23 protein-coding genes are annotated in these 25,187 nt (G+C 71.0%); 5 read left to right on the top strand and 18 right to left on the bottom strand.

Going from position 1 to position 25,187, the window contains the following annotated elements; genetic code table 11:
- Positions 1 to 20: 20 nt before the first annotated feature.
- From G406_RS0104720 to rimP, 15 genes are all read right to left on the bottom strand, one after another.
- Positions 21 to 2,279, bottom strand: coding sequence for a polyribonucleotide nucleotidyltransferase (locus tag G406_RS0104720; RefSeq protein ID WP_028932929.1), 2,259 nt, complete (start codon positions 2,277 to 2,279; stop codon positions 21 to 23).
- Positions 2,280 to 2,560: 281 nt separating this feature from the next.
- Complete coding sequence (gene rpsO, locus G406_RS0104715) at positions 2,561 to 2,806, bottom strand: 30S ribosomal protein S15 (RefSeq protein WP_425414564.1); 246 nt, start codon at positions 2,804 to 2,806, stop codon at positions 2,561 to 2,563.
- Between the two features lie 210 nt (positions 2,807 to 3,016).
- Complete coding sequence (locus G406_RS44640; protein ID WP_037075136.1) at positions 3,017 to 3,553, bottom strand: 2'-5' RNA ligase family protein; 537 nt, start codon at positions 3,551 to 3,553, stop codon at positions 3,017 to 3,019.
- Positions 3,554 to 4,066, bottom strand: coding sequence for a hypothetical protein (locus G406_RS0104705; protein WP_051341611.1), 513 nt, complete (start codon positions 4,064 to 4,066; stop codon positions 3,554 to 3,556).
- Between the two features lie 100 nt (positions 4,067 to 4,166).
- Positions 4,167 to 5,114 (bottom strand): bifunctional riboflavin kinase/FAD synthetase, encoded by a 948-nt coding sequence (locus tag G406_RS0104700; RefSeq protein WP_084215773.1) that lies wholly within the window; start codon positions 5,112 to 5,114, stop codon positions 4,167 to 4,169.
- Between the two features lie 10 nt (positions 5,115 to 5,124).
- Positions 5,125 to 6,048, bottom strand: coding sequence for a tRNA pseudouridine(55) synthase TruB (truB, locus tag G406_RS0104695; RefSeq protein WP_028932925.1), 924 nt, complete (start codon positions 6,046 to 6,048; stop codon positions 5,125 to 5,127).
- Positions 6,045 to 7,496: a HEAT repeat domain-containing protein gene (locus G406_RS44635; RefSeq protein WP_051341610.1), complete on the bottom strand. Its 1,452-nt coding sequence runs from the start codon at positions 7,494 to 7,496 to the stop codon at positions 6,045 to 6,047. The genes truB and G406_RS44635 overlap by 4 nt, the downstream gene beginning before the upstream one ends.
- A gap of 10 nt (positions 7,497 to 7,506) precedes the next feature.
- The gene (locus G406_RS0104685) at positions 7,507 to 8,997 is read right to left on the bottom strand and encodes a hypothetical protein (RefSeq protein ID WP_028932924.1); all 1,491 of its coding nucleotides are present in this window, start codon (positions 8,995 to 8,997) and stop codon (positions 7,507 to 7,509) included.
- Positions 8,998 to 9,128: 131 nt separating this feature from the next.
- Positions 9,129 to 10,481, bottom strand: coding sequence for an MATE family efflux transporter (locus tag G406_RS0104680; RefSeq protein WP_156934680.1), 1,353 nt, complete (start codon positions 10,479 to 10,481; stop codon positions 9,129 to 9,131).
- Positions 10,482 to 10,519: 38 nt separating this feature from the next.
- Complete coding sequence (rbfA, locus tag G406_RS0104675; RefSeq protein ID WP_028932922.1) at positions 10,520 to 10,966, bottom strand: 30S ribosome-binding factor RbfA; 447 nt, start codon at positions 10,964 to 10,966, stop codon at positions 10,520 to 10,522.
- 12 nt (positions 10,967 to 10,978) lie between these two features.
- Positions 10,979 to 11,293 carry a DUF503 domain-containing protein gene (locus tag G406_RS0104670; RefSeq protein ID WP_028932921.1) on the bottom strand — a complete coding sequence of 105 codons (315 nt, stop codon included), beginning with the start codon at positions 11,291 to 11,293 and terminating at the stop codon, positions 10,979 to 10,981.
- Between the two features lie 63 nt (positions 11,294 to 11,356).
- Positions 11,357 to 14,431 carry a translation initiation factor IF-2 gene (gene infB, locus G406_RS44630; RefSeq protein WP_037075133.1) on the bottom strand — a complete coding sequence of 1,025 codons (3,075 nt, stop codon included), beginning with the start codon at positions 14,429 to 14,431 and terminating at the stop codon, positions 11,357 to 11,359.
- A 94-nt stretch (positions 14,432 to 14,525) separates the two neighbouring features.
- Positions 14,526 to 14,984, bottom strand: coding sequence for a YlxR family protein (locus G406_RS55445; protein WP_084215772.1), 459 nt, complete (start codon positions 14,982 to 14,984; stop codon positions 14,526 to 14,528).
- Positions 14,911 to 16,029 carry a transcription termination factor NusA gene (gene nusA / locus G406_RS44625; protein WP_084215771.1) on the bottom strand — a complete coding sequence of 373 codons (1,119 nt, stop codon included), beginning with the start codon at positions 16,027 to 16,029 and terminating at the stop codon, positions 14,911 to 14,913. Before nusA ends, G406_RS55445 begins: the two co-directional genes overlap by 74 nt.
- Entirely contained in the window at positions 16,026 to 16,580 is a 555-nt protein-coding gene (gene rimP / locus G406_RS0104655) for a ribosome maturation factor RimP (RefSeq protein WP_028932919.1), read from the bottom strand. Before rimP ends, nusA begins: the two co-directional genes overlap by 4 nt.
- 185 nt (positions 16,581 to 16,765) lie before the next feature.
- Here rimP and G406_RS53650 point away from each other — a divergent pair, with 185 nt between their 5' ends.
- Positions 16,766 to 17,218, top strand: a complete 453-nt coding sequence (locus G406_RS53650) for a hypothetical protein (protein WP_051341609.1) — start codon at positions 16,766 to 16,768, stop codon at positions 17,216 to 17,218.
- Entirely contained in the window at positions 17,215 to 17,694 is a 480-nt protein-coding gene (locus G406_RS44615; protein ID WP_051341608.1) for a ferritin-like domain-containing protein, read from the top strand. Before G406_RS53650 ends, G406_RS44615 begins: the two co-directional genes overlap by 4 nt.
- On the opposite strand, the gene G406_RS44610 is transcribed toward G406_RS44615, so the two are convergent.
- Positions 17,691 to 18,716 carry an aminotransferase class V-fold PLP-dependent enzyme gene (locus G406_RS44610; protein WP_037075131.1) on the bottom strand — a complete coding sequence of 342 codons (1,026 nt, stop codon included), beginning with the start codon at positions 18,714 to 18,716 and terminating at the stop codon, positions 17,691 to 17,693. The two genes, G406_RS44615 and G406_RS44610, sit on opposite strands and share 4 nt — an antisense overlap.
- Before the next feature lie 108 nt (positions 18,717 to 18,824).
- Between G406_RS44610 and G406_RS0104630 the strand changes: the two genes are divergently transcribed.
- Complete coding sequence (locus G406_RS0104630) at positions 18,825 to 19,898, top strand: DUF8017 domain-containing protein (RefSeq protein WP_156934679.1); 1,074 nt, start codon at positions 18,825 to 18,827, stop codon at positions 19,896 to 19,898.
- 48 nt (positions 19,899 to 19,946) lie between these two features.
- On the opposite strand, the gene G406_RS0104625 is transcribed toward G406_RS0104630, so the two are convergent.
- Positions 19,947 to 21,695 carry a proline--tRNA ligase gene (locus tag G406_RS0104625; RefSeq protein WP_028932915.1) on the bottom strand — a complete coding sequence of 583 codons (1,749 nt, stop codon included), beginning with the start codon at positions 21,693 to 21,695 and terminating at the stop codon, positions 19,947 to 19,949.
- 33 nt (positions 21,696 to 21,728) lie between these two features.
- Positions 21,729 to 23,075: an FAD-dependent oxidoreductase gene (locus tag G406_RS0104620; protein ID WP_028932914.1), complete on the bottom strand. Its 1,347-nt coding sequence runs from the start codon at positions 23,073 to 23,075 to the stop codon at positions 21,729 to 21,731.
- A gap of 148 nt (positions 23,076 to 23,223) precedes the next feature.
- Here G406_RS0104620 and yaaA point away from each other — a divergent pair, with 148 nt between their 5' ends.
- Positions 23,224 to 23,970 (top strand): peroxide stress protein YaaA, encoded by a 747-nt coding sequence (yaaA, locus tag G406_RS0104615; protein ID WP_028932913.1) that lies wholly within the window; start codon positions 23,224 to 23,226, stop codon positions 23,968 to 23,970.
- A gap of 203 nt (positions 23,971 to 24,173) precedes the next feature.
- Entirely contained in the window at positions 24,174 to 25,148 is a 975-nt protein-coding gene (locus tag G406_RS0104610; protein WP_028932912.1) for a serine protein kinase RIO, read from the top strand.
- Positions 25,149 to 25,187: the final 39 nt, after the last annotated feature.

The following is a 25,187-nucleotide window of genomic DNA, read 5'->3' as shown; positions in this document are numbered from 1 at the left end:
GCCCGGCGAAGCAAGCAACGTCAACTGGCCGAGACCTTCTCGGACTCGTCAGCGGGCGCGTCGCCGGCGGGAGCCGCTGCCGCGTCACCCTCGACGACCGGGACCAGCGAGACCTTGCCGCGGTTGTCGATGTCGACGACCTCGACACGCAGCTTGTCGCCGACCTTGACGACGTCCTCGACCTTGCCGATGCGCTTGCCGCTGCCCAGCTTCGAGATGTGCACCAGGCCGTCCTTGCCCGGCACCAGCGACACGAACGCACCGAACGCGGCCGTCTTGACGACCGTGCCCAGGAACCGCTCGCCCACCTTCGGCAGCTGCGGGTTGGCGATCCCGTTGATCATGCCGATGGCCGCCTCGGCGGACGGGCCGTCGGCCGCTCCCACGTAGATGGTGCCGTCGTCCTCGATCGAGATGTCCGCGCCGGTCTGCTCGGTGATCGAGTTGATCATCTTGCCCTTCGGGCCGATGACCTCGCCGATCTTGTCGACCGGGATCTTCACCGAGGTGACCCGAGGTGCGTACGGGCTCATCTCGTCCGGCTCGTCGATCGCCTCGGCGATGACGTCCAGGATGGTCAGGCGGGCGTCACGGGCCTGCGACAGCGCCTTGGCCAGCACCTCGGACGGGATGCCGTCCAGCTTGGTGTCCAGCTGCAGCGCGGTCACGAAGTCCTTCGTGCCGGCGACCTTGAAGTCCATGTCGCCGAAGGCATCCTCGGCACCCAGGATGTCGGTCAGCGCCACGTAGGACGTCTTGCCGTCGACCTGGTCGGACACCAGACCCATGGCGATACCGGCGACCGGGGCCAGCAGCGGCACACCGGCGTTCAGCAGCGACAGGGTCGACGCGCACACCGAGCCCATCGAGGTGGACCCGTTGGAGCCCAGAGCCTCGGAGACCTGACGGATCGCGTACGGGAAGACCTCCCGGCTGGGCAGCACGGGCAGCAGCGCCCGCTCGGCCAGCGCGCCGTGGCCGATCTCGCGGCGCTTCGGCGAACCCACACGGCCGGTCTCACCGGTCGAGTAGGGCGGGAAGTTGTAGTTGTGCATGTAGCGCTTCTTGGTCTCCGGCGACAGCGAGTCGATCTGCTGCTCCATCCGAAGCATGTTCAGCGTGGTGACACCCATGATCTGGGTCTCGCCGCGCTCGAACAGCGCCGAGCCGTGCGCCCTGGGGACGATCTCGACCTCGGCACCCAGCGGGCGGATGTCGGTGACGCCGCGACCGTCGATCCGGACCTGGTCGCGCAGGATGCGCTGGCGGACCTGCTTCTTGGTGACCGCGCGGACCGCGCCACCCAGCTCCTTCTCACGGCCCTCGAACTTCTCACCGAGCTTGTCCAGCACCTCGGCCTTGAGCTCGTCGAGACGGGACTCGCGGGCCTGCTTGTCGGCGATGGTGAGCGCCGCGGCGAGGTCGTCGGAGATCAGCTCGGACACCGCGTCCAGCGCGTCCGGCTGGTAGGCCGGGTACGTCGGGTAGTCGGCGGTCGGCTTCGCGGCGACGTCGGCCAGCTGCTGCTGAGCGACGCACAGCGCGCGGATGTGCGGCTTCGCGGCTTCGAGACCGGCGGCCACGACCTCTTCGGTCGGCGCCGTGGCGCCCTCACCGACGAGCTCGATGGTCCGCGAGGTGGCCTCGGCCTCGACCATCATGATCGCGACGTCGTCCTCGGCGATCCGGCCGGCGACGACCATGTCGAACACGGCGCGCTCGAGCTGCTCGTAGGTCGGGAACGCGACCCACTGGGTGCCGCCACCCTCCTGGCTGATCAGCGCGACGCGGACGCCGCCGACAGGCCCGGTGAAGGGCAGCCCGGAGATCTGGGTGGACGCCGACGCGGCGTTGATCGCCAGCACGTCGTACGGGTCCTGCGGGTGCAGCGACAGCACGGTCACGACGACCTGGACCTCGTTGCGCAGCCCGTCGGCGAACGTCGGGCGCAGCGGGCGGTCGATCAGCCGGCAGGCGAGGATCGCGTCCGTGGACGGACGGCCCTCACGGCGGAAGAACGAGCCGGGGATACGCCCGGCGGCGTACATCCGCTCCTCCACGTCGATGGTCAACGGGAAGAAGTCGAAGTGGTCCTTCGGCTGCTTGGACGCCGTGGTGGCGGACAGCAGCATGGTCTCGTCATCGAGATAGGCGACAACGGAGCCGGCGGCCTGCTGGGCCAGCCGGCCGGTCTCGAACCGCACGGTACGAGTGCCGAAACTGCCGTTGTCGATGACCGCGGTGGTCTCGTGCACCCCTTCTCGGGTGGGGTCTGACAAGGTAACGCTCCTCTTTGTGGTCTTCACATGGAGGGCGACCGCGAAGCCCGGAACGAGGCCGGTCTTCGATCGAAGCCCCCGCTGAACGCTCGATGCGTCACTCGGGGGCCACTACCGAGGACCGGCGAATCGGGTATCTCCCCCGCTCCGGCTCCGCGGTGCCGTGTATGTAGTTGGTTCCTGTGCTCCCGGACCTCGTCCGGGTCGTTGCATCCGGCCGCACATCGGCCGGTGATACCGCGAGGGGGAGCGACTTTCGGTCGCTCCCCCGTCCCGGAGTTCTAGCGGCGCAGTCCGAGCCGCTCGATCAGCGCGCGGTAACGCGCCACGTCGACCTCCCGCAAGTACTTCAGCAGGCGGCGGCGACGGCCGACCATCAGCAGCAGACCACGACGCGAGTGGTGGTCGTGCTTGTGCATCTTGAGGTGCTCGGTCAGGTCGACGATGCGCTTGGTCAGCAGCGCGACCTGCGCCTCCGGCGAACCGGTGTCCGACTCGTGCACGCCGTAGTCGGTCAGGATGGTCATCTTGGCAGCGGCGGACAATGCCACGGTGGTGGTACTCCTCGTTCTGTGCTGTGCCGTGCGGTGTCGCGCTCGAATCGGCGCCTGAGTATGACCTGACAGGTACAGATGACATGCCATGTCGGTGCCGGCCGCCACGGACCGCAGCCGCACCCAGTGTCGAACATTACCAGCCGTCACAGATCGGCCGACGTCGGCAGCCATTCGCGTGGTTCACGCGGGCGGATCCGGCTCCGGATCGGCGATGAGCGGTACTCGGTGCAGCGCCGTGTAGCGGGGCGCGCCCGAGGTCAGCTCCGATCGCACCAGACGCACGTCGGCCGGAACCCACCACGGCCCCTGATGCGCACGCAAGGCCTCCGCCGGAGGGTACGTGTCGTTCTGCTGGGGACCGCGCGCGACCGTGACGTGGGGCCGGTGCCCCGCCGGGTCCCCACCCGCCGCGACGACCAGTGCGGACAGCGCCGCATCGTCGGCCTCCGTCGCGCCGGCGACTCCGGCGGCCAGCACACCGGGGAAGGTGACGACGCCCGCGAACCGCAGCCGGGGCGCACGCAGGCCGCTGGCCCGCGACTCCAGCTCCCGTGCCGTCACTCCCGGGTCACCGTCGCCGATGAACCGCACGGTCAGGTGCCAGCGGTTGGTGGACGTGGCCCGCCACCGCTCGGGCGGCCAGCCGGCGGCGTCCAGCTCGGCCGTCAGCGCGTCCACGGCGGAGGCGGGCGGCCAGATCGCGACGAACAGCCGCATCTATCGACGCTCCGGCGTGGCCGCGCGACGCAGCAGCTCCGCGATGGCCGGGAACCGAGGCCCCAGCACATTGGCGGCGGCCGCCAGCTGTGCCGGCGCGGCGACCGCACGCAGCGCCTCACCCGGGTCCTGCGCTGTCGGGCCCTGCAGCCCCAGGTGCGGGCGGGTCTCCCGTAACTGCGCCAGCAACTCGGTCGCATGTACCGGTTCCCCCGCGGGCAGCCGACGTACCTGCCGGTCGAGCAACAGCATTCTGGCGAGGACCGCGGGATCGCCGATCTTCACCCGGCGTGCGCTGACCAGCTGGCTCAGCATCGCCGAGCTCATACCCAGCCCCTGGGCCAACCGGGCCTGGGAGACGCCGAGGGCGGCCTGCAACCGACGAATCCGGACGCCGAGGGCTTCGCCGTACAGCTCCTGCTGCCGTTCCCTGTTGCGCGCGAAGACCGCCCGCTCCTCGGCATCGATGTCGTCGTCGAGCTGTACGACCAGTTCCCGCTCGGCGGCTGCCATGTGATCCCCCCACTGTCGGCGTACGGGGGAATGTTCTCAGCCGGAAGCACCCGTTCGGGGCCGAATGGCGAAACTTGGCAGTCCCAATGCCAGTGCTTGATCAAGCACTCGGATCGACGAGCAACCCTCGGGTGCGCTCGACGTCGCGGGTCATCTCCTTCACCAACGCCTCGATGCTGTCGAAGCGTTCCATGCCGCGCAGTCGCTCGACGAAGTCCAGCGCCACCGGGTGGCCGTAGAAGTCCTCGTCGACGTCCAGTACGTAGGCCTCGACGGTCCGCACCCGACCGGAGAACGTCGGGTTGGTGCCGACCGAGACTGCGGCGGGCAGGCGCCGGTCGCCGTGCACGAACCAGCAGGCGTAGACCCCGTCGGCCGGGACCGCGGCGAAGGGCGGTGGCGCCAGGTTGGCGGTCGGGAAGCCCAGTTCGTGTCCCCGACGGTCGCCTCGGACGACCACACCTTCCAACCGGTGCGGCCTGCCGAGCGCCTGCGCGGCCAGCGCCACGTCACCACCGTCGATGCAGGACCGGATGTAGGTCGACGAGTAGGTGATGCCGCCGGGGTCGCTGCTGTCGGTGATCAGCTCGAGGCCTTCGGTGACGAACCCGAACCGCTGGCCGAGCAGGCGCAGCGACGCGATGTCGCCCTTCGCCCCGTGGCCGAACGTGAAGTTGTCGCCCACCAGGACCACGGCGGCGTGCAGGCGTTCGACCAGTACCTCGTGCGCGAACTCGTCCGCCGGCATGCGCGCGAGTGCCGGGGTGAACGGCAACACGCAGAACGCGGACACACCCAGCTCCGCCACCAGCTCCGACCGCCGGGGCAGCGTGGTCAGCTGAGCCGGGTGGTGACCCGGCCGCAGCACCTCGGACGGATGCGGGTCGAACGTGACGAGTACCGACGGCAGACCTCGCTCCGCCGCCGTCGCCACAGCTCGACCGATCAACTTCTGGTGACCCCGGTGCACACCGTCGAAAACCCCGACCGTGATCACGCTCCGGCCCCAACCGGTGGGTACGTCGCCCAACCCTCGCCAGCGCAACACGGGCGCGAGCCTACGCAGGCGTCGCGGGGGCCAGTACAAGTACCGGCCTTGCCCGGCCGTCCGACTCTCTCACCAGCGCCAACGCCCGGCCGTCCGAATCGGCCACCGCGTAGACACCGGACATGCCCGCTTCCGACAGTGCCCGCCCATGGGACAGATCGGTGGCTTCGGTGTCGTCCGCGGTGCGCAGCCGGAACGCGGCGGCCACCGCGGCGTCGACGCTGTGAGTCACCTCCGGCCGGTCGGCCAGCTCCTCCAGGGTGCGCGCGAGGTCCAGCCCGAACGGCCCGACCCGGGTGCGTCGCAACGCCGTGAGATGTCCCCCGACGCCGAGGCCGGCGCCGAGGTCGCGGGCCAGCGCCCGGATGTAGGTACCGGACGAGCACTCGACGGACACGTCGAGATCGGTGTGGTCAGGGCCCCGGCGCAGGTCCTCGACGGTGAAGGCGCTCACGGTGACCGGTCGGGTGGGGAGTTCGACCTCCTCGCCGGCCCGCACCCGGGCATAGGCACGTTTGCCGTCGACCTTGATCGCGCTGACCGAGCTGGGACGCTGCTCGATGTCCCCGGTCAGCTCCTGGACACCGGCGAGGATCGCGTCCTCGGCCACCCCCGAGGCATCGACCGTCTCCAGCGTCTCGCCCTCGGCGTCGTCGGTGCTGGTCGACGCGCCCAGCCGGATCGTCGCGCGGTACGCCTTGGTGTCCAGCGCCAGGTGTCCCAGCAGCCGGGTGGCCCGCTGCACACCGAGCACGAGGACTCCGGTGGCCATCGGGTCGAGCGTGCCGGCGTGACCGATCTTGCGGGTGCCGAGCAGCTTGCGCAGCCGGCTGACCACATCGTGCGAGGTCATGCCGGCTGGTTTGTCCACGATCACGAGCCCCGGTGCGACGTCCATTGCCAGGATCTTGCCGCACACGATCGGCCCGCTCATCGGACGGGGCGCGTTATGCCGGCGTGGAAGCGAATCACCCGCGCGGTGTCGGCGCCGATCATCGGTTCGGCCTGGGTGATCAATGCACGCAGGTCGTCAGTGGTTCGCTGGTCAGGACGGGAGTAGGCGGTCGAGGCACCTTCCGCGAGCCAGGTGCGGAGATCGGTCAGGCCATGGCGGTGCATCGCGGGATCGGGGTCACCGACCAGACGCAGTGCCCCGGCCACCCTGAGCCAGACATCGCTCGCGCCCAGCAAGCGCGTCGCCGCCATCCGGACCGATCTCGAACCGCCCGGTGCGGCCAGCTCGGCGAGCCGCGCCGTGTCGAGCGCGTCCGAACCCGCCAGCAGCGACCGCACGACCTGCCGCGTCACCCGAGGTGCTGGGTCGGCGAGCACGGGCATCAGCACGTCGGCGGCGGTGTCACCGAGCCTGCGCAGTGCTCGGACCGCTTCGGCCCGTACCCGCGCGCTGTGGTGACCGAGGCAGTCCCGCAGCACCGGGACGTCCGCGCTGGTTCCCGTCTCGCCGAGTCCCGCCACCACTGAGGGTTCCACGCCGCCCGCGGCGAGGGCGCGATAGCGCGCGGCGGGATCGTCTCCGGCACGTCGCACCATCGTCTGCGCGGTGGCCCGCACGATCGGGCTGCGGTCGGCCAGCGCGGAGTACGACGGTTCCAGGTGGCCCGCCGCGGCGAGCTCGCTGAGCGCGTCGGCCCGGACGGCGCTGGTCCGGCTACCCAGCAACCGCCGTGCGACGCTCTCGTCGGCTGTGCCGCGCGCCTGCCGGATAGCGGTTTCCCCGCACCGTCGCCGAATCGCGATGTCATCGTCGGTCAGCGCGACCCGCACTATCTCCTCGACCGTCAGGCGCCCGGTGGCGAGAGCGATGCGATGCGCCACGCGTCTCGTACGTCGATCCCGCGCGCGTAGGCCGTCGGCGAGCACGTCCGGCGCACTCTGCCGGAATCGGTGCTCCAGTTCAGTGGCCAGCCAGTCGCCGAACTGTCGATCGCGCACGGCGAAGGCCACCGGGGCCAGAACGGCACAGGTGGTCGACGGTGCCCGTTCGAGGTGTCGCAGGCAGAGTGCTCGCGCCGGTTCCCGTACCTGCCGCACCCAGTCAGCCGCCCGCAGCGCGAGGATCGGGAGCACCGAGGGAAGTTCGCGATCCGCGAGCTGACGGACGGTTGCCTCCCGCACGTAGCCGCTGCCATGGCATGCCGCGATGAGCAGATCGACCGGCCCCTGATCACCCGCGAGCAGCTCACCCGCCGCCTGGGAGGACCGTCGCCCCGGAGGCCACCACGAGTTCCTGACCGACGCATCGAACTCCACCCACCGCCGTGGGTCAGCCGAGACGAGCAGCTGATCGGCGTCGGTGATCAGCCGGGGGGTCCACACCGCGACGTCCGAGGCGACACTCGCGGACACCTCGCCCTCCTCCACCGAGAGAACGTTAGCGGCACGGCCCGGAGGAGTCCCGGACGCGCAGTTCGACCTGGGCCGGGATCGTGACGCCTCCGGTCTCCGGCGACCACAGGGCGTGCTGGCCCTCGGCATCGCCCAGCCAGGCGATCGCCGTCCCGGTCGGGGGCAGCGCCATGCCCGCGAACGGGGTCGGGCCTCCCGCTGGTGACCAGCACACCCATCTCGGGGTGATGCCGCCCCAGCTGCCGGGCAGCTCGCCCACGGCCGCCTCCGCGCGGGTACCGGCGGCCCCCGCGGCCAACGCGAGCATCGCCGCCAGGTACACCAGGCTCAACACGGTGACCAGCGCCGCGGGCGGGGTCACGCGTCGACGGCCCACCGCGTCGAGCTGGTAGACCACGCCCCACAGCACGGCGGCCAGCGCCATCCCGGCGAGCACCGTCACCCCGAAGAACGCGCCGGACAGCCAGCGTTGAGCGAAGGTCTGCTGGACGTCGGTGGCGTGCAGGCCCAGTCTGCCCAGGTAGATCCCGTCGAGCAGGTCCCCCACCGGAGCCGCGACCACCGCCAGCAGGATCGGGGCGCCCCACAGTGCCGCGCGGGTCGGTACCTCGACCGGGAGCAACCGCAACGCGATCGGCACCAGCACAGCCACGATCAGCCCTGCGACGACGGTCACCGCGACCGGCGGGACCGGGACGCTCGTCAGGAGCCTGGCGAGCAGCAGCAGAACGAGCAAGCCGACGGTCAGCCCGATCGCGCGGTTGCGCACCTCGCCGAGCATCGGCCGGGAATGTGACATCGCCTGCAGCGCCAACAACGGCAGCACGACGCACACGGTCGCCGCGGCCAGGAGGAACGCCCAGGTCCGGCCGTCGAACCACGGTCCGACCGTCGGAACGGCCATCAGCAACAGCGGCAGCACGCACAGCGCGGCCCCCAGGTCGATCCGGGTCCTGCGGCGCCGCTGCCCTCGTTCGTCGGCCGACGGCCGTCTCAGGCCATCAGTGTCCAAGGACCACACCGAGGCCGTCATCGCCAGCCGGCGGTCCAGCTCCTCCTGCTCGGCCGGTCCGAAGATCAGCACACCGTCCGAGGACGGCCACACGTGGTCCTCACCGAACAGCTCCGGGCCCGTGTCGGCACCGGCGGCGCCGAGCACATCCCCATCGAGTCCGGCCGTCCGTAACGCCGCGATCGCGTGCGCCGCGACCCGTTGTTTGGCCACGGCCGCCGTACCGGACGCCGAGCCCGACGCCTCGACCAGCGCGGGAACCGGCAGGTCGGCGCGGGCCGTCGGCTCCATCTTGCCGCGCGCGCGGCGTCGGCGCGGCAGGATCGGCACACCACCCGGCTGGCGTGGAGTCGGGATTCGGCGCCAGCTCAGGCTGCGGTCGGCGGTCAGCCGCCGCCAGGCGTCGGCGCCGATGTCCGGCACCTCGATGAGCACCCGGCAGTGGTGTTCGCCCACCACGAGGCGGCGCACGAAACCGGTGAAAGGACTCTCCGTCGAGGACATGGACCGTCAGTCACAATCCCGCACGAGGGTGAACTCTCCCGGAAACAAGGCTCATGATTCCCCCGATGTAGTGGATCACCGCGCGGTGCGTCAAGAGCGTGCGAGGACAATCACCACTCCGGGAGCGCCGCTCAACCCCGGATCGCGCCGGGTACCGCCCACGCTCCCGATCGGCTCCGGACGACGACGCTGACGAGCCTGATCAGCATGAACATCGCCAGCCCCGTCCAGATGCCGGCAAGCCCCCAGTCGAACGCGAGCGAGGCCCAGATCAACGGCAGGAACCCGACACCGGCCCCGATCAGCGTCCAGGTGCGCAGGAACCCCGCGTCGCCGGCACCGAGCAACACCCCGTCGAGCGCGAAGACCAGGCCCGCGATGGGCTGGAGCGCGACGAAGAACCACCAGGGCACCGGGATCGTGGCCAGCACGTCCGGGTCGTTCGTGAACACCCTGGGCAGCACCCCCACGAGCGCCGCGAACAGCACGGCGAAGCCGCAGCCCAGGATCAAGCCGTACCTGGACACCCGGGCCGCGACCGCGCGGGCGCGGTCCGCACCGCCACCGCCGAGGGCGGCACCCACCAGTGCCTGGGCCGCGATCGCCAACGAGTCCAGCACGAGTGCCTGGAAGTTCCACAGCTGCAGCACCACCTGGTGCGCCGCGATCGAGGCCGCCCCGAACCGGGCCGCCACGGCCGCCGCCGACAGGAAGCACACCTGGAAGCCGAGGCTGCGCAACACCAGATCGCGCCCCATCGTCAGCTGGGCCTTGAGCAGGGCGGGGACGGGCGCGAACGGCACACGCTCCACCAGAAGCGCGCGCAGGAACAGCCCGGCCCCGATGAGCTGGCCCGCCACGTTGGCCACCGCCGAGCCCTCCAACCCGAGCGCGGGCAGCGGACCGGGGCCGTACACGAGCAGCGGACACGCCACCGCGGACAACGCGTTGCCGAACAGCACGTACCGCATCGGCCGCGCCGTGTCCTGCACGCCGCGCATCCAGCCGTTGCCGGCCAGCGTCACGAGCACCAGCGGTGCCCCGAACAGCGCGATGCGCAGCCAACCGACAGCGGCGCTCGCGACCGGGCCCTCACCGCCGGCGAGCGCCCGCGCCACCGGAGCGGCGACCAGCTGGCCGATCAGCACCACCAGCAACCCGATGGTCAAGGCCAGCCAGGTGGACTGCACACCCTCTACCACGGCGTCCCGCCGTCGACCTGCGCCGTGCAGACGGGCCGCCCGCGCCGTGGTGCCGTAGGACAGGAAGGTCAGCTGCGTGGAGACCTGCGCGAGCAGGACCGCGCCGATCGCCAGTCCGGCGAGCGGCACTGCTCCGAGATGGCCGACCACAGCCGTGTCGACCAACAGGTAGAGCGGCTCCGCCGCCAGCACGAGCAGCGCCGGAAGCCCGAGCCTGACCAGCTCCCGTACGCCGGGCTCCTCGGCCTTCGGCTGTGCGGCGTCCCCCTCGCTCACCGGCATCGAGTGCCTGGTGGTTGCGACCGGAGGTTCGTGGCCACTTAGTCTTCCGGGTCCTCACGCGGCGCGCGGTACGGATCCGGGTCGCCGGCCGGCGCGGCACCGGATGCGAGCCTCGCCACCTCGGCGTCGGAGTCCCGGGCGCGCGCCAGCAGCTCGTCGAAGTGCTTGGCGTTCGTCGGCACCGCGTCCAGCACGAAGGTCAAGGTCGGGGTGAAACGAACTCCCGTCCGCTGCCCCACCATGCTGCGCAGCACGCCGTTGGCGCTCGCCAGCGCGGCCGCGGCGCCCGCTGTGTCCGGCTCGGCGTCGACCGTCTCACCCAGCACCGTGTAGAACACCGTCGCGTCGTGCAGGTCACCGGTCACCCGCGCGTCGGTGATCGTCACCATGGCCAGCCGAGGGTCTTTGACCTCGTGCTCCAGCGCGGACGCGACGATCTGTGCGATCCGCTTGGCCAGCCGACTGGCCCTCGCCTGGTCGACCATTGGTCCTCACCCCTACGTCAGTTCTGACATGCCTTCGTCGTGCGGGCCGATGATCCGGTGTCTGGCCGACAACAGCTCCAGCTCCGGACGGCCGACCACGAGCCGTTCGCACCGATTCAACACCTCGGTGACGTGGTCGACGTCGGCGGCCACACAGCTCACGCCGATCAAGGCGCGGCGGTGCAGATCCAGATGACCGGCTTCGGCCACCGCCACCTCGAACTTGCGGCGCAGCTCCGCGATCACCGGGCGCACCAACGATCTCTTACCTTTGAGCGAGCTGACGTCTCCGAGGAGTACGTCGAGCTCCAATGCACCTACGTACATGGTCGTCGAGCGGAGCCTGGACCGGTCCGGCGGGGCAGACACCCCGCCGGACCGGCCGGACAGCTACGCCCTCGGCTTCTCCCGCATCTCGAAGGTCTCGATGATGTCGCCGACCTTCAGGTCGTTGAAGTTGCCGAGCGTGAGACCACACTCGAAGCCCTCGCGGACCTCGACTGCGTCGTCCTTGAACCGCCGCAGCGAGCTGACCGGCTGGTTCTCCACGACCACCACGTTGTCCCTGAGCAACCGGGCACGGGCGTTGCGGCGAATCTCCCCGCCCAGCACCATGCAACCGGCGATCGTGCCGACCTTGGACGAACGGAAGACGTCGCGTACTTCCGCCCGGCCCAGCTCGACCTCTTCGTACTCGGGCTTGAGCATGCCCTTGAGGGCCGCCTCGATCTCGTCGATCGCCTGGTAGATCACCGAGTAGTAGCGAATCTCGACGCCCTCGCGGTTGGCCAGCTCCGTGGCCTTGCCCTCGGCCCGGACGTTGAAGCCCAGGACGATGGTGTTGTCCGCGATGGCGAGGTTGATGTCGCTCTCGGTGATGCCACCGACACCCCGGTGCGTGACCCGAAGCTCCACGTCGTCGCCGACGTCGATCTTCATGAGCGCGTCCTCGAGTGCCTCGACGGTACCCGAGTTGTCACCCTTGATGATCAGGTTGAGGCTGTCGGTCTCCTTCAGCGCGGCGTCCAGGTCCTCCAGGCTGACGCGCTTGCGACGCGAGGCCAGCTCGGCGTTGCGGTCCCTGGCACGGCGCCGGTCGGCGATCTGGCGAGCCACCCGGTCCTCGTCGACGACGAGGAACGTGTCACCCGCGCCCGGCACCGACGTGAAGCCGATGACCTGGACGGGCTGTGACGGGAGCGCCTCGTGGACGTCCTCGCCGTGCTCGTCGAGCATCCGCCGGACACGGCCGGACGCGTCGCCCGCGACCACCGAGTCGCCGACCCGCAGCGTTCCGCGCTGAACCAGCACGGTCGCCACCGGGCCGCGGCCACGGTCGAGGTGAGCTTCGATCGCGACGCCCTGGGCCTCCATGTCCGGGTTGGCCCGCAGGTCCAACGCGGCATCGGCGGTCAGCAGGACTGCCTCGAGCACACCCTCGATGTTCGTGCCCTGACGCGCGGAGACGTCCACGAACATCGTGTCGCCGCCGTACTCCTCGGCCACGAGCCCGTACTCGGTGAGCTGCTGGCGGATCTTGGCGGGGTTGGCCCCCTCCTTGTCGATCTTGTTGACCGCGACCACGATCGGCACCGACGCGGCCTGCGCGTGGTTGATCGCCTCCACCGTCTGCGGCATGACGCCGTCGTCGGCCGCCACCACGATGATCGCGATGTCGGTGACCTGGGCACCACGGGCACGCATGGCGGTGAACGCCTCGTGACCCGGGGTGTCGATGAAGGTGATCGGACGCTCGACGCCCTCCAGCTCGGTGACCACCTGGTAGGCACCGATGTGCTGGGTGATGCCGCCGGCCTCGCCCTCCATGACGTTCGCCTTGCGGATGGAGTCGAGCAGCCGGGTCTTTCCGTGGTCGACGTGACCCATGACGGTGACCACCGGCGGACGGACGACCAGATCGTCCTCACCACCGGCGTCCTCGCCGTAGGAGATGGAGAAGCTGTCCAGCAGCTCGCGGTCCTCCTCCTCCGGAGAGACCACCTGGACCTGGTAGTTCATCTCGCCGCCGAGCAGCTCGAGGATCTCGTCGGACACCGACTGTGTCGACGTGACCATCTCACCCAGGTGGAACAACACCTGGACGAGCGAGGCCGGGTTGGCGTTGATCTTGTCGGCGAAGTCGGTCAGCGACGCGCCGCGCGGAAGACGAATCGTCTCGCCCTTGCCCTTCGGCAACCGCACGCCACCGACGCTGGGCGCCTGCATGGCGTCGTATTCCTGACGCTTCTGACGCTTCGACTTACGGCCCTTGCGCGCCGGTCCGCCGGGACGGCCGAAGGCACCGGCCGCTCCACCGCGACCACGGGCGCCACCCGGACGACCACCGCCACCGGGACCACCCCGGAAGCCGCCGCCGGCAGGTGCGCCGCCGCCGCCACCGGGGCCACCGCCACCGGGACCGCCGCGGAATCCTCCGCCGCCGCCACCGGGACGACCGCCACCGCCGCCCGGACGACCACCGGGACCACCCGGACGACCACCTGGGCCACCACCGGGGCCACCACGGCCACCACCGGGGCCACCGCGACCGCCGCCGGCCGGACGACCGGGCATCATGCCCGGGTTCGGACGCGGAGGCATCATGCCCGGGTTCGGACGAGGCCCACCCGGACCTGCCGAGCCACCGGGGCGAGGCGCACCGGACGGCCGGTTACCCGCGCCACCCGAACCGCCGGGACGCGGAGCCGACTGCTGCTGGCGGTCTCCACCCGCGTTGCCGCCGCCCTGGTTGGGCGGGCCCGGACGTGCCGGGGCGGGACGCGAGGGCGGAGCGCCGGAACCGACGCCGAACGGGTTGTTGCCGACCCTCGGCGTACGCGGGCCCGGCTTGGGCGCCGGACGACGCGGCGGCACGGCGGGAGCCTCGGCCGCGCTCGCTGCCGCCGGCTGCTCGGAAGGAGCCTGCTGCGGAGCGGGACGCGGAGACGCCGGCTTCGGGGCCTGCGGCGCGGCCGGGGCCGGAGCCGACGGCTGTGCCTGCGCGGCGGCGGGCCGGGGTGCCTCGGGCTGAGCCGGCGTGTCGGCGACGGGTGCCGGCTGGGCCGGTGCCACGGGACCGGGACGCGCGGGAGGCGGCGGTCCGGGCCGGGCGCTGGGCGCGGGGCCGGGACGTGGTGCCCCCGGACGCGGTCCGGGACCGGGACGCGGCGCGCCGCCGGACGGACCCGGCTGCGGCGCGGAAGGACGCTGAGCCGAAGGGGCGGCGCCGTTACCGGCGGGCGCGGCCGGGCGGGCGGCGCCGGGACGGCGACCCCTACCGGACGAACGACCACCTTCGCCTGCGCCGCCTGCCATGGACTCCCGCAGCTTGCGGGCAACCGGCGCCTCAACGGTGGAGGACGGCGACTTCACGTACTCCCCGAGATCTTGCAACTTGCTCAGGACTTGCTTGCTGGTGACTCCGAGCTCTTTAGCTAGCTCGTGCACGCGGGCCTTGCCTGCCACTGCTCTCCTCTTGATCGGAGGCCGGGCGGCAGGTGTCCGCTCGACCTCGTACCTACTGTCGCAGCACGGTCATGGTGCGATCTTCACAGCTGGCTCATGACGGGTCGACCTGACTCTCGTGATCCAGGTGCGAGACGGTCTCGCACTTCAGGGTGGGTTCTAGGTAGTGCCGCAGCGCATCGCCGGCGAGCGGACCTCGGACGCGTAACGCCCGTGGAAACGCTCCCCGCCGCTCCGCGCGGCGCAGGCATTCCGGGTCGGGGTGCAACCAAGCACCTCGGCCGGGAAGCCGTCGTCTCGGATCCGGAACAAGTGACCCGGCGTCCTCGACGACACGCAATAACCCGGTGGCCGGAGACCGGGATCGGCAACCGACACATGTCCGTACCGGGCTGGTCGCTGTGGGCGACCGATCCGGAGTGACGCGTGCGGCAGCTGCATCGCGGCTCGAAGCCACCGGAAGTGTAGCGCGTCCGGGGTCAGACGATCGAATCGCCAGCACGACCGGTCGCTGCCTCGGGGTCGACGGCCAGTCCGACACGGGCCGGGGCATCGGGAGTCTCGGCACCGGGGGAACCGGCGCCCGCCTCCGGTGCCGCCGCCGTCTGCTCATGCACCGGCCGAGGGTCCGCATCACTGCGAATGTCGATCCGCCAGCCCGTCAGCCGCGCCGCCAGACGAGCGTTCTGCCCCTCCTTCCCGATCGCCAGCGACAGCTGGAAATCGGGCACGACGACCCTCGCGGTCTTCGTCCGCGCGTCCAGGACTGTGACCGATACAACTTTGGCCGGTGACAGTGCGTGACCGACGAACTCGGCCGGTTCGTCCGACCAGTCGATGATGTCGATCTTCTCGCCGGCGAGCTCGCTCATCACGTTGCGCACCCGCTGGCCCATCGGACCGATGCACGCACCCTTGGCGTTCACCGACGGCACGGCGGCACGCACCGCGATCTTGGACCGGTGACCGGCCTCCCTGGCGACCGCGCAGATCTCGACCGAACCATCCACCAGCTCCGGCACCTCGAGCGCGAACAGCCGACGCACCAGGTTGGGGTGCGTGCGGGACAGGGTGATCTGGGTTCCTCTGCCGCCGCGCGAGACACCGACCACGTAGCAGCGGATCCGCTCCCCGTGCTCGTAGCGCTCGCCGGGAACCTGCTCGGCTGCCGGGATCACGCCCTCGGTCGCGCCGAGGGACACCACGACGACGCCACGGGCGTTGGCACGCACGTCGCGCTGGATGACACCGGCGACGATCTCGCCCTCCTTCGCGGAGAACTCACCGTAGGTGCGCTCGTGCTCGGCGTCCCGCAGGCGCTGCAGGATGACCTGGCGCGCCGTGGTGGCGGCGATGCGGCCGAACCCCTCCGGGGTGTCGTCCCACTCGTTCTCCAGCTGACCGTCGTCGGCCAGCTCCTGGGCCATCACGCGCACCAGACCGGTCTTGCGGTCGATGTCGATGCGCGCCTGCGTCTGATGCCCTTCGGTGTGCTTGTACGCCGTCAGCAGCGCGGTCTCAATGGCCTCGATCACCGTGTCGAAGGGGATGTCCTTGTCACGCTCGATCGCCCGCAACGCGGCGATGTCGACGTTCACCTCTGCTCCTCTACTTCCCCATCAACGGCCTCATCAGCGGATCCATCCGCCCGGCCGGACAACATGCGCACGTCGTTCTCGGACGGTTTGCGGAACTCCACCACGACGGTGGCGCGCTCGACGTCCGCGTAGCGCACGTCCCGCAACACACCGTCGACCAGCAGCCGCACCGAATCCTCCGACGCGTCACCGACGCGCCCGGTGATCTTGCCTGACTCACGCAGCGCGACCTCGACCAGGCGCAACCGGGCGCGTCGCCAGTGTCGGTGCTCGGTCAGCGGACGGTCGACACCGGGCGAGGTCACCTCGAGGGTGTACGGGCCGCCGAAGACCTCGTCGCGCTGGTCCAGACCGCCGGCGATCCGGCGGCTCAACAGCGCGATGTCGTCGAGGCCGACGCCGGAGTCGGAGTCGACGACGACGCGGACCAGATGGCGACGCCCGGCCGGCCTGATGTCGATCTCCTCGAGATCGAACCCGGCAGCGGTCACCACGCCCTCCACAATCGGACGCAGCTCTACGCCCAACTGCTCCGGTTGGGAACGGGGCATTCGGTCCACTCCTTGGTTGTTCGGTGAATCCCGATTCCTGGTGAGAAGCCTCCACCATGGAGGACTCCCGCGCGCCGGGACTGCCACGCAGGCCGCTCAGGGTATCGCGCCGACCGTCCTCGACCGGCCTGGCAGGATCAACCGGCGTGGTCGACCCTGAGAATGCCCGCCTCGTATCGAGATCGATGCCAAGGCGGTCGGTCCTGATCGGGCTGACCGGCGCCGTACTCGCCGTGCCCGCCATCGGTCTGCTCGCCGGCTGCGGCTCCGGTGAACCCGACCCGTTGGAGGCACTGGCCCTTCGTGCCCGACGCGACGTCACGCTGATCAACAAGGCCCGCGCGAGCGGCGATCTCCCCGCGGCGACCACGCAACGACTCACCGAGCTGGCCTCGGCCCGGCAGGCGCACGCGCAGGCGCTCGCCGTCGAGCTGGGTACCGAGGACTCTGGCGACGATACCGACTCGAAGGCCCCGAGCAGCTCCTCGTCCGGGTCGGACCTGCCCGCCGTGCTCACCGCGCTGGAGAAATCGCGGTCCCAGGCCAGCGCGCTGGTCACCTCGCTGCCCCGCCGGCGCGCCTCGCTGGTCGGATCGATCGCCGCGTGCTGCGCGGCCTACCACGAGGTGCTGTCATGACCGCCCGCCGCGACCAGAACCAGCCCGACCCGCCGGGCGCTCCGTCGGCCGACACCGTGGCCGCGGTACAGACCGCGCTGGGCACCGAGCACGCCGCGATCTGGAGCTACACGCTGATCGCCGCGTTCCTGACGCCGCAGCAGGACAAGGACGCCCAGGAGGACCTCGCGGCGCATCGCGGACGACGTGACGTCACCAGCAGGCTGCTCACCGAGTCCGGGGTGCGGCCGGACGCGGCCGAGGCCGCCTACCGCACACCGGCCCCGGTCACCGACGCGAACTCGGCGATGCGCCTCGCGGCTGCCGCCGAGGCCGACGCGGCGGCCGCCTGGCGCTCGGTGCTGGAGCGCTGCGACGACCCGGGCCTGCGCCGAAACGCCGTCGACGCGCTCATCGACGCCGCGGTCCGAGGAGCCCGCTGGTCCGCGCAGCTCAACACGAAACCCGTGGTCCCCCAGTTCCCCGGCCGGACCTAACCGAGAGCCGAGACAGCACGGTCGACGTCGTTCTCGGTGTTGTGCAGGTAGAACGCCAGTCGCGCGGCACCTCGGCGGGTGCTGGCGACGACGCCCGCCGCGCTCAGCCGGTCCGCCGCCCCGGGCCGGGTGACCGACACGATCGCGGAGTCGCCGGGCTCCTCACCGAGCGCGGCGCGCAGGCGGTTGGCCAGACCGACGCAGTGCGTCCTCACCTGTTCGCGGTCCAGCGAGGCCAGCCACGGTAGTGCGACAGCGGCTCCGACCTGGGACAGCCAGGCGGGCGAGGTGTCCAGCCGCCGCGCGTCCGTCGCCAACCGGAGCGGTAGGCCGTAGATGCTGTCCCAGCGCTCGTCACCCGCGTACCAGTTGGCCGCGTGCGGCACGAGCATGTCCCGGAGCCGCGGAGCCACCGCCATCCAGGCCGCCCCGCGCGGGGACAGCAGCCATTTGTAGCCGGCTCCGACGACCGCGTCGGCCCAGTCGAGCTCCAACGGCAACCATCCGGCGGCCTGGGTGACGTCGAGCAGCACCCGGGTGGCGGTGCCCTCCGTCGCGGCACGCAGCGCGGCCAGGTCGAGCACCGCGCCGTCGGCGGATTGGACGACGCTCACCGCGACGAGGTCCGCTCCGCCGGACGCCGAGGCGATGTCACACAGGTCGACCTCGGTGACCGTGACGCCACGCGCTGCCTGCGCGGCGAACGGGAACGTCACACTGGTGAACTCGTCGCGCGCCGTGACCACCCGCGCGCCGCTCCGCAGGTTCGCGGCCACCAGCCCGACCAGCCCGGACACCGACGACCCGATCGCCACCCGGTCGGTACCCGCCCCGATCAGCCGCCCGAAACCCTCGCGCGCCGCGGCGACCGCCGGGTCGAACCGCGGCGCCCGCCCGCCGCCACCACCCCACTCACGCACCGACTCGGCAACCGCCTCGACGACCGGCACGGGCGGCACCCCGATGCTGGCCGTGTTCAGATAACACCCGTCGACCCCGAACTCCTGCCCGAATCCCCTCATGCGCCCATTCTGCGGCGCCGGATCCCCGCCAGTCATCCGTACGAGATCACTGCCGAATGTCTGCCAAACGGGCTCGGCGCGACGGGCGTTGCCGCTAGCGTCTCCCGGGTGAGTCCCCCTGCCCAGGCCGATCCGGGCGGCCAGCCCGGCGGTATCGACCCGTTCGCGCAACCGGCGCGGCCGCCCGCTCGTTCCACCGACCGGGCCCGACCTGATCAGCAGCAGGCAACCCGGCAACCGGCCGCACCGCTTCCCGCCCACCGTCCGGTGCGGCCGGCGGTCCCCCAGCGCCCCGCACACCGTGTCACCCAGCCTCCTCGTTCACCGGCGACGCCATCGCCCAGCCGTCCCACGCGAGCCGGACAGGGCATCGGGCTCGGGATGGAGCTCGGCGGCCGGCAGACCGGGTTCGGCGCGGCACCCCGCCAGGCACCGGTGCCGATGTACCCGTCGACGCGCGGGATGGCCGAGCCACCCGCGGGTCTCGGCTCGCACTACCCGATCCCGGCCGGTCAGAGCGCCTCCGGACCGGGCAGGTACTGGTGGGCGATCGCGCTGGGCGCGGTGGTGGTGCTGGCCGGGATCGGATTCGGGGTGTGGGCGCTGGCCGGTCGCGCCCTCGAAGCCTCTGGCCCTCGGGGGCAGCTGGTCAACGGGCTCGACCTGAGCTACCAGGTGCCGGCCGACTGGAAGACGGGCCCGAAGGACGTCGCGGACTGGCCGCACAAGACCACGCCCGACGGCTTCGCCTCGAGTGCCACCCTCGACTGCGACGGCGCACCTCACGCGAGAGCGAGGATCGGTGTCGTCCTGATGTTCCGCGGCGACGGCAGGGAGCTGCGCGGAGAGGACGTCGTGACCCAGCTCGGCCCGGACTTCGCGGCGCAGTTCTACGGCATGAACGCAACGGTCAAGGCGAGTCCGGCGACGACGGTCGAGGTCGACGGCGTGTCGACCTCGAAGTCCGTCGTCGCCGTCCGCCAGACCAGCGGCTGCGGGCTCCAGGGTCAGGTGGTCCTGCTCGCTGTGCCGTACTCGCTGCCGAGCGAGACCGGTGCGAAGACGGTGCGGCTGCTCGTCGTCCAACGCGACACCGCTGGCGGCGGTACCGACGCACCGCCCCTGGTCAAGGACCAGGGGATCAAGACACTGCTCACCAGCATCCGGATCAACAGGAAATAGCTCGTGAGTGGTACGGGCGCCCCGTGGCGCCCGTACCACTCACGAGTCTCAGCTTCTGACCAGCTCGGTGAGGTGCGCGACGGCGCCGTCCACCGGGACCTCGGTGCGCTCGCCGGAACGGCGGTCCTTCACCTCGACGACACCGTTCGCCAGGCCCCGACCGACCACGACGATCGTGGGCACGCCGATCAGCTCGGCGTCGGCGAACTTCACCCCGGGGCTCGCGGTCCGGTCGTCCAACAGCACGGTCAGCCCGGCCGCGTCGAGGTCGGCGGCGAGCTTCTCACCGCCGGCCCGGATCTCCTCGGACTTGCCCGCGATCACGACGTGCACGTCGGCGGGCGCCACCTCACGCGGCCAGATCAGGCCGTGCTCGTCGTGGCTCTGCTCTGCGACCACCGCGACCAGGCGGGACACCCCGACGCCGTAGGACCCCATGGTGATGCGGATCGGCTTGCCGTCCTGGCCGAGTGCATCCAGCCCGAAGGCGTCGGCGAACTTGCGGCCCAGCTGGAAGATGTGCCCGATCTCGATGCCGCGCGCCGCGACCAGCGGTCCGGAGCCGTCCGGGGCCGGGTCGCCGGGGCGGACCTCGGCGGCCTCGATCGTGCCGTCCGGGGTGAAGTCGCGCCCGCACACCAGGTCGATCACGTGGTGGTCGTGCTTGTCAGCGCCGGTCACCCACGCGCTGCCGCTCACCACGCGGGGGTCGACCAGGTAGCGCACGTCGTTCGCGGCGAGCGCGCCCGGCCCGATGTAGCCCTTGGTCAGGAAGGTGTTCGCGGCGAAGTCCGCGTCGTCGAGCAGCGCGACCTCGTCGGGGTGCACGGCGGCTTCGAGGCGCTTCATGTCGACCTCGCGGTCGCCGGGAAGCCCGACGCCGAGCAGCCGCCACTCCGTTGCACCCGGGGCACGCGTCTTGACCAGCACGTTCTTGAGTGTGTCGGCCGCGGTGACGGTGCGGCCGAGGTCGGCGGCGTTGAGGAAGTCGACCAGCGACTCGATCGTCGGGGTGTCCGGCGTGTGGTGCACGGCTGCAGGGGCCTGGCCCTCGATCTCGATCGCCGGCGGTGCCGGGGTCACGACCGCCTCGACGTTGGCCGCGTAGTCGGAGCCGGTACTGCGGACGTAGGTGTCCTCGCCCTGCTCGGCCTCGGCGAGGAACTCCTCGGAGGCCGAGCCACCCATGGCACCGGACATCGCCGACACGATCACGTACTTCAGCCCGAGCCGGTCGAACAGCGTGATGTACGCCGCGCGGTGGCGCTCGTAGGACGCGGAGAGCCCTTCGTCGCTCAGGTCGAACGAGTACGAGTCCTTCATGATGAACTCGCGGCCACGCAGGATGCCCGCGCGCGGGCGCTCCTCGTCCCGGTACTTCGTCTGGACCTGGTACAGGATCACCGGGTAGTCCCGGTAGGAGCTGAGCTCACCCTTGACGGTCAGCGCGAAGATCTCCTCGTGGGTGGGCCCGAGAAGGTAGTCACCGCCCTTGCGGTCCTTGAGCCGGAAGATGTTCGGCCCGTACTCGGTCCACCGGTTCGTGGTCTCGTACGGCTCCTTCGGCAGCAGCGCCGGCAGGTGGATCTCCTGGCCGCCGATCGCGTCCATCTCCTCGCGGACCACCCGCTCGATGTTGCGCAGCACGCGCAGGCCGAGCGGCAGCCACGAGTAGATACCCGGCGCGACCCGGCGGACGTAGCCGGCCCGGACCAACAGCCGGTGACTGGGCAGCTCGGCGTCGGCGGGATCGTCGCGCAGAGTGCGAAGGAACAGCGAAGACATCCTGGTGAGCACGGCAGGCAGCCTAGTGTCCAGTCGTTTCCGCCCTTACTGGGACCGGGACACGTCGAGCATCTCGCTCCTGGACACGACCTTCATCCGTTCGCGCCCACGGCTCTCCCCCAGCTGCCGTTCGTGTTTGTCCAGGCGCAGCCAGCCGTCCCAGCTCGTGTACTCGACGCCTCGCTCGATCAGCAGGTCGACGATCGCCGACGGCTCGGGGTAGACGGCCGGCACGAGACCGGGTGCATCGGTGAGCAGGCTACCCACGGTCTCCAGCGCACAGCCCTTCGTGTGGCCGATCAGGCCGACCGGGCCGCGTTTGATCCAGCCGACCGCGTACACGCTCGGCACCAGCTGGCCGTCCATCGCCAGCACCCGGCCGGCGTCGTGCGGGATGACCCCGGCGTCGTGGTCGAAGTACAGCTCGGCGACGTGGCTGCCCAGGTAGCCGACGGCGCGGTAGACGGCCTGCAGCGGGAAGTCCGTGAGCTGACCGGTTCCGCGCACCGAGCCGTCCCCCGCCAGTTGCATCCGCTCGGTGCGCAGACCGGTCACCCGCTCGGTCCCCAGGACCTCGACCGGGCGACGCAGGAAGTGCAGGTGCAGCCGCCTCGGCTCGTCCTGCCGGTCCCGCAGGGCCCAGCCCTGCAGTGTCTTCACGATCATCTGGGTCTGCTTGCTGGACCGGATCTCCGCCATCGACCCCTCGTCGAACTCCACGTCGGCGGGATCCACCACGATCTCGACGCCGGGCACGTGGTCCAGCTCGCGCAGCTCCAGCGGCGTGAACTTGGCCTGGGCGAGGCCCCGGCGGGCGAAGACGTGCACGTCGGTGGCCCGGTTACCGACGAGGCCCCGGAAGACGTCGTCCGGGATCTCGGTGTCGAGCATGTCCTCGGCCGACTTGGCGAGCACCCTGGCGACGTCGAGCGCGACGTTCCCGGCGCCGATCACCCCGACGTGCACCGCGTCCAGCGGCCAGTGCCTCGGCACGTCCGGGTGCCCGTCGTACCACTTGACGAACTCGGCGGCCCCGAAGCTTCCCGGCAGGTCGATGCCCGGGATGTCCAGCGGGCGGTCCCGTTCGCAGCCGGTCGCCATGATCACCGCGTCGTAGTGGGCGCGCAGGTCGTCGAGGCGGACGTCCCTGCCGTAGTGGACGTTGCCGAACAGCCGCACTCCCGGCTGGTCGAGCACCCGGTGCAGGGCGTGCACGATCTGCTTGATCCGGGGATGGTCGGGCGCGACCCCGTAGCGGACCAGACCGAAGGGCGCGGGAAGCCGGTCGAACAGGTCGATCTCACAGGGCGTGTCGGACTTCGTGAGCGTGTCCGCCGTGTAGATGCCCGCGGGACCCGCCCCGATGACCGCAACCCGCATCGGCCTCGCCATGCTCGACTCCTCGACTCGTAGGTCTGTGATCGTTCCGTGAGTGATCGTCCGAGGAGACCGTAGCGTAGATTAGGTAAGGCTTACCTAATTATCTTCGTCACACCCGGCGCTCCGGGCACAGGAGTCGGCGCCGGATATTCTGGCCGCCGTGCTGATCCTGCTGCCGCCATCGGAGACCAAGGCGGAAGGCGGCGACGGACCACCGCTCGAGCTGGACCGGCTGTCCTTCCCCGACCTGAACCCCACCCGCAAGGAACTGACCGGCGAGCTCGTGGCGCTGGCCGCCGACCTTCCGGCGAGTCGCGCGGCGCTCGGCCTGTCCGAGCGGCAGGACGCCGAGATCGCACGCAACGCGGCGCTGTGGACCAGCCCGACGGCGCCCGCGCTGTCCCGCTACACCGGCGTGCTCTACGACGCGCTCGACTTCGCGTCGCTGCGTGGCACCGCACTCGACCGGGCACGTTCCAGGCTGGTCGTCGGGTCCGCCCTGTTCGGGCTGGTCAGGGCCGATGACCCGGTGCCGGCCTACCGCCTGTCGGCCGGTTCGATGCTGCCCGGGCGAGGCACCCTCGCCGCTCACTGGCGGCCGGCGCTCGAACCCGTGCTCGCGGAGCAGGAAGGCCTGATCGTCGACCTGCGGTCCGGCTCGTACGCCGGGCTCGGCCGGATACCCGGGGCGATCACGGTGCAGGTGCTCACCGAACGCCCTGACGGGACCAGGAAGGTCGTCAGCCACCACAACAAGTCCAGCAAGGGGCGGCTGGCCCGGCTGCTGGCCGGTGCGAGGGCGGAACCCGGCGATCTGTCCGGCCTGCTCAAGGTGGCGCGACGAGGCGGGTTCGAGCTGGAGCGCGGCTCCACCGCCACCCAGCTCGACCTGATCCTGCGCGACTGACGAAAACTCGGTTGCCGGCCGGACAGCGGTCCGGCACAGTGACCGACGACCAGATCAGCGACCGGCTCGACCGGCGGACAAGGGAGGTGGCCGATGTTGACCATTGCCGTCCAGGACGTGCCCCGTTCCCGTCCGATCGCCCCGCTCGGCTAGTCGACACGCGCCGGTGGGGCGCCCCTTTCTGATCTTGGAGAACCCCACCAGTGCATCCGCACAACTTCGACGACTATCTCGATGACTTCTCCGACGACGCCGACGAGCGTCCGATGCGTTCCGCCGCCCGGAAGGGCCGTCGTCGCGCCGAGGACACGCCGGAGCCGACCCGTAGGGGCAGGCTGACCGAGTCCGAACGGGCCCGGCTGACCGAGCAGCGCGAGGACCAGCTCGACCAGGCCGGCGCTCCACCGTCCGGCGACCGCTGGTCGAGCTGGGACGGAGCCGAGCACGGGCCGCTGCCCCACCCGAGCTGGCTGGTCACCGAGCTGAGCGCGGTGGACACCGAACTCGGCGTGCTCAAGACCGGCAAGGAGGCCGACGTCCACCTCGTGGAGCGTCTGCTACCCGGCACCGGCCGCCGCTGCCTGCTCGCCGCGAAGCGGTACCGCGCGCCCGACCATCGGCTGTTCCACCGGGACGCCGGCTACCTGGAGGGCCGGCGGGTCCGGCGCTCCCGGGAGATGCGGGCGATGAACGGCCGGACCGCGTTCGGCCGCAACCTGCTCGCCGAACAGTGGGCGGTCGCCGAGTTCAGCGCGCTGGGCACGCTGTGGTCCCACGGTGCACCGGTGCCCTACCCGGTACAGCGGGCCGGTACCGAGGTGATGCTGGAGTTCCTCGGCGAACCCGACGGCACGGCGGCACCTCGGCTGGCGCAGCTGCGCCCGGAACCCGACCAGCTCACCGACCTGTGGTCACAGCTCGTCGGGGTGCTCCACCAGCTCGCTCGGCAGGGGTTGGCGCACGGCGACCTCTCGGCCTACAACCTGCTGGTGCACCGGGACCGGCTGATCATGATCGACCTGCCGCAGGTGGTCGACGTGGTCGCCAACCCGAACGGCCCGGAGTTCCTGGAGCGTGATGTACGCAACATCGCGTCCTGGTTCCTCGGCCGGGGCATCCCACCGGACCTCGCCGACCCCGGCGAGCTCACCGCGTCTCTGCTCAGCGAAGCGTTCTGAACCACGTCGTCAGCAGCGGGTCGGCGCGCCGGTGGCGCG

The sequence above is a fragment of the Actinospineispora spinosispora DSM 44797 genome (assembly GCF_000429025.1).
GTDB classification, from domain to species: Bacteria; Actinomycetota; Actinomycetes; order Mycobacteriales; family Pseudonocardiaceae; genus Pseudonocardia; species Pseudonocardia spinosispora.
Note: the sequence above shows the minus strand (reverse complement) of the source record. Positions and strands in the feature narration are given on the sequence as shown.

Excerpts from the sequence above, each read along its gene's own strand:
- G406_RS0104670 (WP_028932921.1), bottom strand. The coding sequence starts at position 11,293 with ATGTACGTAGGTGCATTGGAGCTCGACGTACTCCTCGGAGACGTCAGC.
- G406_RS44610 (WP_037075131.1), bottom strand. The coding sequence starts at position 18,716 with ATGAGGGGATTCGGGCAGGAGTTCGGGGTCGACGGGTGTTATCTGAAC.
- truB (WP_028932925.1), bottom strand. The coding sequence starts at position 6,048 with ATGAGCGGGCCGATCGTGTGCGGCAAGATCCTGGCAATGGACGTCGCA.
- G406_RS53650 (WP_051341609.1), top strand. The coding sequence starts at position 16,766 with ATGCCAAGGCGGTCGGTCCTGATCGGGCTGACCGGCGCCGTACTCGCC.
- G406_RS0104705 (WP_051341611.1), bottom strand. The coding sequence starts at position 4,066 with ATGGCAGCCGCCGAGCGGGAACTGGTCGTACAGCTCGACGACGACATC.
- G406_RS55445 (WP_084215772.1), bottom strand. The coding sequence starts at position 14,984 with ATGCCCCGGCCCGTGTCGGACTGGCCGTCGACCCCGAGGCAGCGACCG.
- G406_RS0104680 (WP_156934680.1), bottom strand. The coding sequence starts at position 10,481 with ATGCCGGTGAGCGAGGGGGACGCCGCACAGCCGAAGGCCGAGGAGCCC.
- G406_RS0104685 (WP_028932924.1), bottom strand. The coding sequence starts at position 8,997 with ATGTCCTCGACGGAGAGTCCTTTCACCGGTTTCGTGCGCCGCCTCGTG.
- rbfA (WP_028932922.1), bottom strand. The coding sequence starts at position 10,966 with ATGGTCGACCAGGCGAGGGCCAGTCGGCTGGCCAAGCGGATCGCACAG.
- rpsO (WP_425414564.1), bottom strand. The coding sequence starts at position 2,806 with ATGACCATCCTGACCGACTACGGCGTGCACGAGTCGGACACCGGTTCG.
- G406_RS0104620 (WP_028932914.1), bottom strand. The coding sequence starts at position 23,075 with ATGGCGAGGCCGATGCGGGTTGCGGTCATCGGGGCGGGTCCCGCGGGC.
- G406_RS44640 (WP_037075136.1), bottom strand. The coding sequence starts at position 3,553 with ATGCGGCTGTTCGTCGCGATCTGGCCGCCCGCCTCCGCCGTGGACGCG.
- rimP (WP_028932919.1), bottom strand. The coding sequence starts at position 16,580 with ATGCCCCGTTCCCAACCGGAGCAGTTGGGCGTAGAGCTGCGTCCGATT.
- G406_RS44615 (WP_051341608.1), top strand. The coding sequence starts at position 17,215 with ATGACCGCCCGCCGCGACCAGAACCAGCCCGACCCGCCGGGCGCTCCG.